The following is a 13846-nucleotide window of genomic DNA, read 5'->3' as shown; positions in this document are numbered from 1 at the left end:
GGTGACGGGGGTGGCGCATGGGGAATCGTCCGACGGACTGGCACGTACTCGACCTGGATGACGACCCGACGCCGGGTGATCCGGAGCGGGTCAAGCAATTGGCGCGTGAGCTGCATGATTTCGCCGATGACGTGGCGGATGCGTTGCGGCAGATCAAGGGCATGGCCGGTGAGGACGCCCTCCTTCGCTGGGCGGGGAAGACGGCGAAGGCGTTCCAGGACGAGTTCGAGGAAGTCCCGAAGAATCTCAAGAAGCTCCAGCGCTCCTACGACCTGGCGGGCGATGCCCTGGCGGCGTACTGGCCGAAGCTGGAGCGCGCGCAGTCCCTCGCGGACAAGGCGCTGGCGAAGGGCCGTGAGGCGCAGAGTGATCTGACCGCCGCGAACGGGCGGCTGGACTCGGCGAACTCGTGGGTGGATCGGGCGACGAAGAAGACCGAGGAGTACGACGAGAAGGAGGGCAAGGAGAAGCCCGACGAGTCCGAGGTACGCGCCGCGACCCGCAACGCCACCGACGCCAAGTCCGCCCGCGCCTCCGCACAGACGGCCGTCGACAACGCGCAAGGCGGCCTCGAAGCCGCCAAGAAGATGGCCGCCGACGCCAAGAAGATGCGCGAGGACGCCGCCTCCGAGGCCAAGGACAAGCTCGAAGAAGCCTCCGACGCCGGGATCCAGAACCGCAAGTGGTGGGAGAAGGCGGTCGACTGGGTCAAGGACAACTGGGACACCATCGTCACCGTCTGCAAGGTCATCGTCGCCGTCCTCGGCATCGTCGTCCTCATCATCGGCGGACCGCTGGCCTGGGTCGTCCTCGCCGCCGCCCTCGTCGTCCTCGCCGACAGCCTGATCAAGTACGCGAACGGCGAGGGCTCCCTCTTCGACGTCGCCATGGCCGCCCTGGACTGCATACCCGGCATGAAGGGCCTCACCTCACTGGCCAAGCTCGGCAAGGGCCTGAAGAGCCTCAAGGGCGGGCTGGCCGGGCTGCGCGGCATGAAGAACGCCGTACTCGGCCTGGCCAAGCGGGGCCGCACGATGATCGACGACGCCGCACAGGGCGCCACGACCCGGCTGAAGAACATCGTCTCGAAGTTCACCGACCCCGTGGACCTGGCCACCGGGGCGATGTACCTGCCGCAGGAGGACATCGAACTGCCCGGGAACCTGCCCCTGGTCTTCTCCCGCCGGCTGGGCTCGACCTACCGGGCCGGCTGGTGGTTCGGCCCCACCTGGGCCTCCACCGCCGACCAGCGCCTGGAGACCGACGACCGCGGCGTCGTCTTCGTCACCGAGGACGGCCGGCTCCTCGCCTATCCCCACCCCGCCGGTTCGGACGTGCTGCCCGAGCAGGGTCCGCGCTGGCCGCTGGCCCGCCTGGAGAACGGCGGCTACACCGTCACCGACCCCCTCACAGGCCACACCCGTACCTTCGCCCGCCCGGACGCCGACGGCCTCGCGCTGCTGGAACAGATAGCGGACCGCAACGGCCACACTCTGACCTTCACTTACGACGACGACGGCGCCCCCACCGGCATCTGCCACTCCGGCGGCTACCACCTGGCTCTCACCACCGACGCCGACCTCGGCCGCATCACCGCCCTCTCCCTCGTCGGCGCCGCCGACGACGGCACCGACATCGTCGTCAAACGCTTCGGCTACGACCCCGGCGGCAACCTCACCGAGGACATCAACTCCTCCGGGCTGCCCTTGGTCTTCACCTACGACGACCGCCTGCGGGCGACCTCCTGGACCGACCGCAACGGCCACCGCTACGACTACACCTACGACGACCGCGACCGCTGCACCGCCGAAGGCGGCGAAGCCGGCCACCTCGCCCTCACCCTCGACTACGACGGCACCGACCCCGCCTGGCCCGGGGCCGCGATCACCACCCTCACCACCGCCGAGGGCGCCGTCACCCGCTTCGTCGTCGGCGACAACTGCCAGATCACCGCCGAGATCGACGCCCTGGGCCACACCACCCGCACCGCCTACGACGAACACCACAACCTCATCGCCGAGACGGATCCCCTCGGCCAGCGGTTCGCCTACGCCTACGACGGCGACGGCAGCCTGCGCACGCTCGTCCGGCCCGACGGCACCACCACGACGCTCGAGTACGCCGCTCCCGGACTGCCGAACCGGGTGACGGCGCCGGACGGAGCCACCTGGGTCCAGTCCTTCGACGCCGCCGGCAACCGCCTCTCCGTCACCGACCCGTCCGGCGCGACCACCCGCTACCACTACGACGACCGGGGCCGCCTCCGGGCCGTCACCGACGCCCTGGACCACACGGTCGGCATCGAGAACAACGCGGCGGGCCTGCCCGTCAGAACGGTCGACCCGCTGGGCGGCACCACCCGCTACGAGTACGACGCCTTCGGCCGCGTGCGCACGGTGACCGACCCCCTCGGCCACACCACCCGGGCGACCTGGAACACGGAGGGCCTGCTCACCTCGTACACGCTGCCCGACGGCACGACCGAGTCCTGGGCGTACGACGCCGAAGGCAACTGCCTCGCCCACACCGACGCCGCGGGCACCTCGACCACGTACGAGTACACGCACTTCGACCAGCTCAGCGCCTACACCGCGGCCGACGGCGCGCGCTATGAGTTCACCCACGACGCGAGCCTGCGGCTCACCGAAGTGCGGGACCCCCTCGGCCGCCGCTGGCGGTACGCGTACGACCCCGCCGGCCGTCTCGTGTGGGAGACCGACTTCGACGGCAGGACGAGCGAGTACGTCCGGGACGCGGCCGGCCGGATCGCGGTGTCCGTCACCCCGCTCGGCGAGCGCATCACTTACGAGTACGACCCGCTCGGCAACATCGCGCGCAAGAACGCGGGCGGCGCGGTGACCCGGTACACGTACGACGCCGCCGGACGGCTGCTCACCGCCGCCGGCCCGGGCTCCGTCGTCACCTGCGAACGCAACGAGCTGGGCCTGGTCACGCGGGAGGACGTCGACGGCCGCAGCCTGTCGTTCCGCTACGACGCCCTCGGCCGCCGGATCGGCCGCGTCACCCCCTCCGGTGCGCGGACGGCGTACGACTACGACGCCGCGGGCGCCCGCGAGGCGGTCACCGCGTCGGGACACACGCTGCGCTTCGAGCGGGACGCGGGCGGTCGCGAACTCAGCCGCCTGCTCGACGGCTCGCTCGCCATGGAGCGGCAATGGGACCCGGTGGGCCGACTCCGTGCGCAGACCGTGGCCGCCGGGGAGCACACCGTCCAGCGGCGCACGTACACCTACCGCGGCGACGGCCACCTCACCGCCGTGCACGACCGGCTGGCCGGGACGAGCCGCTTCGACGTCGACGCCGCCGGCCGCGTCACCGGCGTCGCCGCAGGCGACTGGCGGGAGGCGTACGGCTACGACGCCGTCGGCAACGTGACGCGGGCCGCCTGGCCCGACCACCACGCCGGCGCGGCGGCCACGGGCGAGCGCCGCTACGAGGGCACCCGCGTCCTGGGCGCCGGCGCCCTGCGCTACCAGCACGACGCCGCCGGCCGGCTGGTGGCCCGGACCCGCAAGCGGCTCTCCCACAAGCCGGACACCTGGCGCTTCTCCTGGGACGCCGAAGACCGCCTGACGCGGGCCACGACCCCGGACGGCACCGTGTGGCGCTACCGCTACGACCCGCTCGGCCGCCGGACCGCGAAGGAGCGGCTGACGGCCGAGGGCGAGGTGGCCGAGCGGATCGAGTTCACCTGGGACGGGGCCGTGCTCGTCGAGGAGACCACGCGCTCCGCGGAGCTGCCGCACCCGGTGACCCTGACGTGGGAGCACGAGGGGTTCAGCCCGGTCTCCCAGGCGGAGCGCATCACGGACGACACCGACCAGCGGGAGATCGACTCCCGGTTCTTCGCCATCGTCACCGACCTCGTGGGCACGCCGCGGGAGTTGGTCGACGCGGACGGGCACGTGGCGTGGCACGCCCGCAGCACCATCTGGGGGGCCACCGCCTGGTCCGCCAGGAGCACGGCGTACACGCCGCTGCGGCTGCCCGGGCAGTACGCGGACCGGGAGACCGGGCTGCACTACAACCTGCACCGCTACTACGACCCCGAACTCGCCCGCTACGCCACGCCGGACCCGCTCGGGCTGGCGCCCGCGCCCAATCCCGTGGCGTACGTGCACAACCCGCTGACGTGGTCGGACCCGCTGGGGCTCTCCCCGTACAGCAGTCGCAAGCTGGGCCTGAGCGACTCGGCCCAGAACGCGATCCAGAAGCTGGAGAACATCAAGAAGGACCCCATCGGCAGGATCAACAGCATGCCGAACCACAACCACTACTCCGCTGCCCGCCGCGAGGCCGCGGGCGAGGTGGTGGCGGTCAAGCAGAACGGCGTGCCCTTCGACCACATCGCCGACCTGACGAACGCCAGGAACGGTCTGGAGAACGTGCGCAAGGTGCTGGTGAAGGAGATGGACGTGCTGCCGGAGGGACTGACGGAACGCGGCCTCGACGTGCTCATCAAGAAGCACGACGAAACGGTCTACCATCTCGACCGGCTGAACGGCTTCCTCGGGTCCATCGGCCACCGTTGAAGGGCGCACGAAAGACCGGAGGATCATGGACGACGCACACGACCAGCGGATCGCCGAGGACCGGCGCCGCTGGAGCACACCGGCCGGCACGGCCGCCGCAGAACGCGTCCTGCGCGCCCTGCGGGACGGAACGGACTGGCGGGACGTCTCCGCCGAGTTCTCCGGGCTGGGCGACCGCAGGGACCTGCGGGGCATCCCGCTGGCCGACGCCGACCTGCACGGGGCCGACCTGCGGGACGCCAACCTCAGCCACGCCGTGCTGCGTGCGGCCCGGCTCGACGGGGCCGACCTGTCGGAGGCGCATCTCGCCGGCGCCGACTTCACCGGGGCGTCGCTGCGCGGCGCGGTGCTCACCGGGGCGCAGGCGGGTGCCGCGACGTTCTCCGGCTGCGACCTCTCGGAGGCGCGCATGGACGGCGTCGGGCTGATGCGGGCGGCGCTCGACGGGGCGGTCCTGCGGGGCGCGTCGCTGCGGCGGGCGAACTTCGCCGCGGCGAACCTGCGGGACGCGGACTTCGAGAGCGCGGACCTGGAGGACGCGGTGCTGATGAGCGCGAGGACGGAGGGCGCGAGCTTCGACGGAGCCCGGATGACGGGAGTACGCGGCGGGCGGCTGGCACCGTAGGAGCCGGCCGCGGCGGGCCGCTGGGCGCACGGCGGCAGAGCCGGTGGCGTACGGGGCGCGCGGGGAGCCCGGACGGGTCCGGGCTCCCCCCGGGTCAGCCGCCTTCGCGGAGGGCCCAGGGGGAGCCGTAGGACGTGAGGAGGTCCAGGAACGGCTTCGGCGGGAGGGCTTCCGGGCCCAGGACGCCCGCCGCGGTCCACTCCCCGGTGGCGAGGAGTTCCAGGGCTATCACCGGGTTGATGCCCGTCTGCCAGACGACCGCCTGGACGCCGTCGAGGGCCATCGTCTCCTCGTTGTCCGCCACGTGGTAGAGGTACACCTCCCGCGGCCCGCCGTCCTTCGTGCCGCGGACCCACGTCCCCGCGCAGGTCTTGCCGCGCATCCGGGAGCCCAGGGTCGCCGGGTCCGGGAGGCACGCGGCGACCACGTCGCGCGGCGAGACCTTCGCGTCGCCGACCGCGACCGGGGCGGTGCGGTCCAGGCCCAGCTTGTGCAGGGTCTTGAGAACGTCGATGAACTCCTCCCCCAGCCCGTACTTGAAGGTGACCCGCTGCGCGTCTATCCAGCGCGGCACGAGCAGCACCTCCTCGTGCTCGACGTTGACGCACTCCACCGGACCGATGCCCGCCGGGAAGTCGAAGACCTCCGGTTCGCTGAAGGGCTCGGTGGTGTGCCAGCCGCGGCCGGCGTCCCAGATGACGGGCGGGTTGAGGCACTCCTCGATCGTCGTCCAGATGGAGAACGACGGCGCGAAGTCGTAGCCGTCCACGGTGAGGTTCGCGCCGTCGCGTACGCCTATCTCCTCGACGGTGTCGAAGAGTTCGTCGGCGGCGTAGCGGGCGAAGACGTCGGAGAGGCCGGGTTCGACGCCCATGCCGACGAGGGCGAGCCGTCCCGAGGTGGCCCAGCGGTCGGCGGCGGCGAACTGCTCGTCGCCGAGCTTCACGCCGCACTCCTCGTACGGGCGCACGGGGTGCGGGCGGGACAGGGACATCGCCATGTCGACATAGGTGGCGGCGGTGTCGTACGCGGCCTCGAAGAGCGGCATGACGAAGCGCGGATCGGTGGCGTTGAGGAGCGCGTCGCAGCGGTGGGTACGCAGCAGGGCGGTCACCGCCGTACGGTCCCCGGCGTCCACCCGCGCCGCGGTGAACCGGGCGCCGGAGGGCCCCGGGTGGGCGGCCCGTACGTGGGCGACCGCGGCCTCCGCCCGGCCGAGGTCGTAGTCCGCGACGACCATCGCCTCGAAGAAGTCGCGGCGCGCCGCGATCCGGGTGATCGCCGTGCCGACGCCGCCCGCGCCCACCAGCAAGATGCGCATCTGCCCACTCCCCGCGTCCGTCAACTGTCGAAGCCCATGCCCATGCGGTCCAGCGCCCTGAGCCACAGGTTCCGCCGCCCGCCGCCCGCGTCGGCCCGCGCCAGCGACCACCGCGTCAGCCCGATGCCCGCCCACGCCAGCGGCTCCGGCGGGAACGGCAGCGGCTTGCTGCGCACCATCCGCAGTTCCGTGCGCTCCGTGCGCTCCCCCGCGAGGAGGTCGAGCATCACCTCGGCGCCGAAGCGGCTGGCGCCGACGCCGAGTCCGGTGTAGCCGGCGGCGTACGCGACGCGGCCGGCGTGGGCGGTGCCGAAGAAGGCGGCGAAGCGGGAGCAGGTGTCGATGGCACCGCCCCAGCGGTGGGTGAAGCGGACGTCCGCGAGCTGCGGGAAGCAGCGGTGGAAGTGGCGGGCGAGCTTCAGATGGGTCTCGGGGCGCTGGTCGTACTCGGCGCGCACCGCGCCGCCGAAGTGGTGCACGGCGTCGTAGCCGCCCCACAGGATGCGGTGGTCGGCAGTGATGCGGAAGTAGTGGAACTGGTTGGCGCTGTCGGCGAGCCCCTGGCGGCGGTGCCAGCGCACGGCGTCGCGCTGCGCGGCGGAGAGCGGCTCGGTCATGAGCGCGTAGTCGTAGACGGGGGTGAGGTAGGGGCGGACCCGGCGGACCAGGTTCGGGAAGGCGTTGGTGCCGAGCGCGACATGCGGCGCGCGCACCCGCCCGTACGGGGTGCGCACCTCCATCGCGCCGCCGCGCCCCCGCACGCCCGGGGCCCCCGCGGAGCGGAACGCCCCGCCCCCGCCGCCTCCTCCGCCGGCGGGGGCGAGGGCGAGCCCCGGGGTGTGTTCGTAGATCCGTACGCCCGCCTCCAGGCAGGCCCGTTTGAGGCCCCAGGCCAGCCGCGCGGGGTGGACCATGGCGACGCCGTCGCGGTCCCAGAGCCCGCCGAGGAACGTCGGCGAGTCGACCTCGGCGCGGACCGCGTCCCGGTCCATGAGCAGCAGCCCCTCGCCGAGCCCGTGGCGCGTCGCCTCCTCGGCGAACTCGCTCAGCTCGTCGAGCTGGTACGGCTCGGTGGCGACCGTGATCTCGCCGGTGCGCCGGAAGTCGCAGTCGATGCCGTACCGGTCGACGGCCGCGCCGATCGCGTCCAGGTTCTCCGCGCCCAGCCTCTCCAGCGTGCCGATCTCCTCGGGCCAGCGCTCCAGGCCGTTGCCGAGGCCGTGGGTGAGCGACGCGGCGCAGAAGCCGCCGTTGCGCCCGGAGGCGGCCCAGCCGCACTCGGCGGCCTCGATGAGGACGACGTCGCGGCCGGGGCCGCGCTCCTTGGCCAGCAGCGCCGTCCACAGGCCGCTGTAGCCGCCGCCGACGACGAGCAGGTCGGCCTCCTCGGCGCCGGTGAGCGCGGGCAGCGCCGCGGGCCGTTCCGGGTCGTCGAGCCAGTACGGCCGCGGGGCGGCGGACGCCAGGGAGCGTGCGGGGTCCGTCATGCCCGCGACCTCCGCCGCGCCCCGACGACCTGTCCGGCCACCACCAGCGCCAGCGCGGCCACGAACATCGCCGTGCCGATGACGTTCACCTGCACCGGGATGCCGCGCTGCGACGCGCCCCAGACGTACATCGGGAACGTGACCGTGGAGGGTCCCGCGTTGAACTGCGTGATGATGAAGTCGTCCAGCGAGATCGCGAAGCTCAGCATCGCCCCGGCCGCGATCCCCGGCGCCGCCAGCGGCAGCGTGACCCGCAGGAAGGTCTGCAGCGGCCCCGCGTACAGGTCCCGGGCGGCCTCCTCCAGCTTCGGGTCCATGCTCGCCACCCGCGCCTTGACCGCGACGACGACGAAGCTGAGGCAGAACATGATGTGCGCGATGAGGATCGTCGTCACACCGAACTCGACCCGCATGTTGAGGAACAGGGTGCCCAGCGAGGCGGCCATGACGACCTCGGGCATCGCCATCGGCAGGAAGATCAGCGAGTTGCCCGCGGCCCGGCCGCGGAAGCGGTGCCGGGCGAGCGCGAAGGCCGCCAGGGTGCCGATGACGGTGGCGGCGACGGTCGCGGCGAGCGCGATCCGCAGGCTGAGGCCGACGGAGTCGCACATGCCGGCGACGCCGCAGGGGTCGGTCCAGGCGTCGGTGGAGAAGGACTGCCAGGTGTAGTTGTAGCGGCCCGCGGGGTCGTTGAAGGAGAAGACCAGCACGACGACGTTGGGCAGCAGCAGGTAGACCAGCGCGAGGGTGCCGGCGATGACGACGAGGTGGCGGCGGATCCAGCGCATCAGACCAGCTCCTCGGTGCCGGCCCGGCGGATGTAGACGGTCACCATGATCAGGATGGCGGCCATCAGCAGGAACGACATCGCCGCGGCGGTCGGGTAGTCGAGCACGTTGAGGAACTGCTTCTGGATGGCGTTGCCGACCATCTGCTCCTTCGGCGAGCCGAGGAGCTGGGCGTTGATGTAGTCGCCGGAGGCGGGGATGAACGTCAGCAGCGTGCCGGCGACGACGCCGGGCATCGACAGCGGGAAGGTCACCCGGCGGAAGACGGTCAGCGGCCGGGCGTAGAGGTCCTGCGCGGCCTCGTGCAGGCCCGGGTCGATGCGCTCCAGCGAGGTGTACAGCGGCAGGATCATGAACGGCAGGAAGTTGTACGTCAGTCCGCACACGACCGCCAGCGGGGTGGCGAGCAGCCGGTCGTCGGTGGTCAGGCCGAGGGTCGCGGTGACGTCGAGGACGTGCAGGGTGTCCAGGGCGCCCACCAGCGGGCCGTTGTCGGAGAGGATCGTCTTCCAGGCCAGCGTCCGGATGAGGAAGCTGGTGAAGAAGGGGGCGATGACGAGGACGAGGAGCACGCCCCGCCAGCGCCCGGCGCGGAAGGCGATCATGTACGCGAGCGGGTAGCCGATGGCGAGGCAGAGGACGGTGGCCACGGCGGCGTAGCCGAAGGAGCGGGCGAAGTGCTCGGCGTACTGGTCGAGCGCGTCGGTGTAGTTGGCCCACCGCCAGGTGACCTCGAAGCCCTCCTCGAAGGAGCCGGACTGCACGGAGGTCGACGCCTGGTAGACCAGCGGTGCGGCGAAGAAGACCAGCAGCCAGAGCGCGGCGGGCAGCAGCAGCCAGTACGGCGTGAGCCGGCGGCGCGGTGGCGGGGGCCCGGGCGCGTCGGGCTTCGCCTCCGGCGGGGCGGCGAGCGCGGTCACAGGGCCTCCTCACCCGTACCCGCGTCGATATCCTGGTCCCCGTCGAGCCCGAACGTGTGCGCCGGGTTCCAGTGCAGGACGACCTCCGCGCCCGGTACGAGCCCGGGGTCGCGCTCGACGTTCTGCACGAAGACCGACAGCTCGGGGCAGACGGGGCTGTCGACGACGTACTGGGTGGCGGCGCCGGTGAAGGAGGCGTCGACGACCGTGCCGGGTATCCGGTTGCGGCCGTCGGGGACGGTGTCCGCGGCGGCGTCGCGGTGGGTGAGGGAGATCTTCTCCGGCCGCATCCCGGCGAGCACCCGCGTGCCCACGGCGGTGGACCGGGCGCGGCACCGGGCCGCGGGCAGCGCCAGCTTGACGTCGCCGGCGGCGGAGAGCAGCAGGTCCGCGCCGGCGGTGCCGGCTATCTCGGCGGCGATCAGGTTGGACTGGCCGAGGAAGTTGGCGACGAAGGAGCTGGCGGGGTCCTCGTACAGCTCGACGGGCGCGCCGAGCTGCTCGACCCGGCCCGCGTTCATCACGGCGATGGTGTCGGCCATGGTCATGGCCTCCTCCTGGTCGTGCGTGACGTGCACGAACGTGATGCCGACCTCCGTCTGGATGCGCTTGAGCTCCAACTGCATCTGCCGGCGCAGCTTCAGGTCGAGCGCGCCCAGCGGCTCGTCGAGCAGCAGCACCTCGGGCCGGTTGACGACCGCGCGGGCCAGCGCCACGCGCTGCTGCTGGCCGCCGGAGAGCTGGTGCGGCTTGCGGCGGGCGAGGTGGCCCAGCTCGACCAGCTCCAGCGTCTGCTGCACGTCCTTGGCCACCGACCGGATGCCGCGGCGGCGCAGCCCGAAGGCGACGTTGTCGCGGACGTCGAGGTGGGGGAAGAGGGCGTAGCTCTGGAAGACGGTGTTGACCTTGCGCCGGTGGGGCGGCAGGGCGGTCACGTCCTCGTCGCCGAGGCGTACGGTGCCGGTGGTGGGCCGCTCCAGGCCGGCGATCATCCGCAGCGTGGTGGTCTTGCCGCAGCCCGAGGCGCCGAGGAGGGCGAAGAACGAGCCCCGGGGGACGGTGAGGTCCAGCGGGTGCACCGCGGTGACGTCGCCGAACTTCTTGCTGATCCCGGTGAGCGTGACGCCCGCCCGCTGCTCCGTCACCGCGCTCACGCCCCGATCACCTTGGACCACTTGTCCTGGTACGCGGTCTCCTTGTCGTCGTTCATCGACATGAAGACCTGGCCTTTGTCGATCATCTGCCGGTCGGGGAAGATCAGCGGGTAGTCGGCGAGCGAGGCGTCGATCTTCTTCATCTCGGCGCGGGCGCCGACGACGGGGCAGATGTAGTTGACCCAGGCCGCCAGCTCGGCGGCGACGTCGGGCCGGTAGTAGTAGTCGATCAGCTTCTCGGCGTTGGTCTTGTGCCGGGCCCTCGCCGGGACGAGCAGGTCGTCGGTGGCGTAGAGGTAGCCCTTCTCCGGGATCACGAACTCGATGTCGTCGGTGTCGAACTGGAGCTGCACGATGTCGCCCGCCCACGCCAGGCAGGCGGCGATGTCGCCCTTGACCAGCTCCTCGGTGTAGTCGTTGCCGGTGAAGCGGCGGAGCTGGTCGCCGTCCACGGCCTTCTGGACCCGGGCGAGGGCGGCGTCGAAGTCGTCGTCGGTGAACTTCGTCGGCGACTTGCCCATGTCGATGAGCGTCATGCCGATGGTGTCCTGCATCTCCGTGAGCAGCGACACCTTGCCCTTGAGGCTCTCGTCCTCCAGCAACTGCGCGACGGAGGAGACCGCGCGGCCCCCGGTGGCCTTCTTGTTGTACGCGACGACCGTGGCCAGCCCCGCCCACGGCATGGTGAACTGCCGCCCCGGGTCGTGCGCGGCGTTGCGGAAGCGCGGTTCGAGGTTGACGTTGGCGTGCGGCAGGTTGCGCGGGTCCAGGCGCTGGGCCCAGCCGTGCCGGATGAGCCGGCCGGCCATGAAGTCCGACAGGCACACCAGGTCGCGGCCGGTGTCCTGGCCGGCGGCGAGCTGCGGCTTGATGCGGCCGAAGAACTCGACGTTGTCGTTGACGTCCTCGGTGTACGTCACGCGGATGCCGCTGCGCTCCTGGAAGCGCTCCAGGGTGGGGCGGACGTTCTCGTTCTCGTCGTCGACGTCGATGTACAGCGGCCAGTTGGAGAAGGCCAGCTCCTTCTCCTGCTTCGAGTAGTCCTTGGCGGCGGCGGCTTCGCCGTCCCGGCCGCCGCCGTCGGCGGCCGGGATGCCGCACGCGCCGAGCGCCGGGAGCGCCGCGGCCCCGGCCAGCGCGCCGCCCGCGGCGAGCAGCCGGCGCCTGGACATGGCGGCCCGGCCGCTGGTCAGGCTGCGCTCCCAGGCCCTCGCTATGGGTTCGGGGAGTGAGGCGAACGGGTCCATGGGGGTCGGCCTTCCTCGGGGACGGGCCAGTGGGCTGCGGGGCGCGTGGTACGGGGGTGCGCGGTGCCGGGGCCGGGCGAGCGGTGCGCGGCGGGCGTACGCGGGCGCCGGGCGGCTCAGGGGGTGAACACGGTGCGGTGCCACTCCTTGCGCGCGGTCCCGGTGATGTCCTGCATCACGTGCTTGATCTGGGTGTACTCCTCGAAGGAGTACACGGACATGTCCTTGCCGAAGCCGGAGGCCCGGTAACCTCCGTGCGGCATCTCGCTGATGATCGGGATGTGGTCGTTGAGCCACACGCAGCCGGCCCGGATCTCCCGGGCGGCGCGCGCGGTGCGGTAGACGTCGCGGCTCCAGGCGGAGGCGGCGAGGCCGTAGGGGGTGTCGTTGGCGAGCGCGATGCCCTCGTCGTCGCCGTCGAAGGGCAGCACCGCCAGCACGGGCCCGAAGACCTCGCTCTGCACGATCTCGCTCTCCTGCGCGGCGCCGGTGACGAGGGTGGGTTCGTAGTACGCGCCCGTGAGGTCCGGCGCCCGGCCGCCGGTGACGACGCGGGCGCCGGCGGCGCGGGCCCGGTCGACGAAGGCGGCGACGCGGTCGCGCTGGGCGTACGAGACGAGGGGGCCGAGGTCGGTCGCGGGGTCGAAGGGGTCGCCGAGCCGGACCCGGGCCATGAGCGCGGCGACGCCGTCGACGAAGGCGTCGTACAGCGGGCGCTGGACGTACGCGCGGGTGGCGGCGGTGCAGTCCTGGCCGGTGTTGATGAGCGCCCCGGCGACCGCGCCGTGCACGGCGGCCTCGAGGTCGGCGTCGTCGAAGACGAGGAACGGTGCCTTCCCGCCCAGCTCCAGATGGAGCCGCTTCACTCCGGCCCCCGCGGCGGTGGCGAGGGCGGCGACGCGGCGGCCGACGGCGGTGGAGCCGGTGAACGAGGTCATCGCCACGTCGGGGTGCCCGACGAGGTGTTCGCCGGCGTCGGGACCGGCGCCGCAGACGACGTTGACGACGCCGGCGGGTATCCCGGCGTCGGCGGCGGCCTCGGCGAACATCAGCGAGGTGAGCGGCGTCAGCTCGCTGGGCTTCAGCACGATCGCGTTCCCGGCGGCGACGGCCGGCAGCACCTTCCAGGCGGCCATCTGCAGCGGGTAGTTCCACGGCGCGATGGAGCCGACGACGCCGACGGGCTCGCGGCGGACCGCCGAGGTGTGGTCGGCGCTGTACTCCCCGGCGGCCCTGCCCTCCGGCAGCCGGGCGGCGCCGGCGAAGAACGCGGCGTTGTCGACGGTGCCGGGGACGTCGAACTCGGTGCTGAGCCGGATCGGCTTGCCGCACTGCAGCGACTCGGCGTACGCGAACTCCTCCGCCCGCTCCGCCAGCAGCCCCGCGAGCCGGTGCAGCGCGTCGGAGCGCTCGCCCGGGGTCGCGGCGCCCCAGCCGGGCTGCGCCGCCGCGGCGGCGGCCACGGCGGCGTCGACGTCCGCGGGTCCGGCGAGTTCGTACCGCAGGACCTCCGCGCCGGTGGCCGGGTCCGTGACGGTCTGCGTGCGTCCGGACGTGCCGGGGACCAGGCGGCCGGCGACGAACTGCGCGCCGGGGGCGAAGCGTGCCGCCGCTTCGAGGCGAGGGGCCATCGAACCACTCCGGATGTCGTTTCGGCAGGATGTCGTTCCGGCAGGGGGTGATGGCTGATCATGACAGGAGGTGCCATATCCGGCAAGGGATTCCGTCGTCTTCATTTGAAGACGCGACGG

General features: G+C 72.5%; 9 protein-coding genes. 2 read left to right on the top strand and 7 right to left on the bottom strand.

The window, feature by feature from the left end; all coding sequences use genetic code 11:
- Nucleotides 1-17 precede the first annotated feature (17 nt).
- On the top strand, nt 18-4553 hold the full coding sequence (locus tag DMB38_RS27610; protein WP_125937415.1) for a polymorphic toxin type 28 domain-containing protein: 4536 nt from the start codon (nt 18-20) through the stop codon (nt 4551-4553).
- A 25-nt stretch (nt 4554-4578) separates the two neighbouring features.
- Nucleotides 4579-5178: a pentapeptide repeat-containing protein gene (locus DMB38_RS27605; protein ID WP_125937414.1), complete on the top strand. Its 600-nt coding sequence runs from the start codon at nt 4579-4581 to the stop codon at nt 5176-5178.
- 94 nt (nt 5179-5272) lie between these two features.
- Here DMB38_RS27605 and DMB38_RS27600 read toward each other — a convergent pair whose 3' ends face one another.
- From DMB38_RS27600 to DMB38_RS27570, 7 genes are all read right to left on the bottom strand, one after another.
- Nucleotides 5273-6499, bottom strand: a complete 1227-nt coding sequence (locus DMB38_RS27600; protein ID WP_125937413.1) for a saccharopine dehydrogenase C-terminal domain-containing protein — start codon at nt 6497-6499, stop codon at nt 5273-5275.
- A gap of 20 nt (nt 6500-6519) precedes the next feature.
- Nucleotides 6520-7986 carry an FAD-dependent oxidoreductase gene (locus DMB38_RS27595; protein WP_125937412.1) on the bottom strand — a complete coding sequence of 489 codons (1467 nt, stop codon included), beginning with the start codon at nt 7984-7986 and terminating at the stop codon, nt 6520-6522.
- Nucleotides 7983-8774 (bottom strand): ABC transporter permease, encoded by a 792-nt coding sequence (locus DMB38_RS27590; protein WP_047018367.1) that lies wholly within the window; start codon nt 8772-8774, stop codon nt 7983-7985. The genes DMB38_RS27595 and DMB38_RS27590 overlap by 4 nt, the downstream gene beginning before the upstream one ends.
- Nucleotides 8774-9694, bottom strand: a complete 921-nt coding sequence (locus DMB38_RS27585; RefSeq protein ID WP_047018366.1) for an ABC transporter permease — start codon at nt 9692-9694, stop codon at nt 8774-8776. Before DMB38_RS27585 ends, DMB38_RS27590 begins: the two co-directional genes overlap by 1 nt.
- Entirely contained in the window at nt 9691-10848 is a 1158-nt protein-coding gene (locus tag DMB38_RS27580) for an ABC transporter ATP-binding protein (RefSeq protein WP_125937411.1), read from the bottom strand. The genes DMB38_RS27585 and DMB38_RS27580 overlap by 4 nt, the downstream gene beginning before the upstream one ends.
- Nucleotides 10845-12095 carry a spermidine/putrescine ABC transporter substrate-binding protein gene (locus tag DMB38_RS27575; RefSeq protein ID WP_125937410.1) on the bottom strand — a complete coding sequence of 417 codons (1251 nt, stop codon included), beginning with the start codon at nt 12093-12095 and terminating at the stop codon, nt 10845-10847. The genes DMB38_RS27580 and DMB38_RS27575 overlap by 4 nt, the downstream gene beginning before the upstream one ends.
- Nucleotides 12096-12211: 116 nt before the next feature.
- A complete protein-coding gene (locus DMB38_RS27570; protein WP_125937409.1) occupies nt 12212-13726 on the bottom strand; it encodes a gamma-aminobutyraldehyde dehydrogenase in 1515 nt (504 codons plus the stop codon).
- Nucleotides 13727-13846 lie beyond the last annotated feature (120 nt).

Source organism: Streptomyces sp. WAC 06738, assembly GCF_003945505.1.
Lineage (GTDB): Bacteria > Actinomycetota > Actinomycetes > Streptomycetales > Streptomycetaceae > Streptomyces.
The sequence above is the reverse complement of the archived record's forward strand: the minus strand, read 5'-3'. Positions and strand labels throughout refer to the sequence as shown.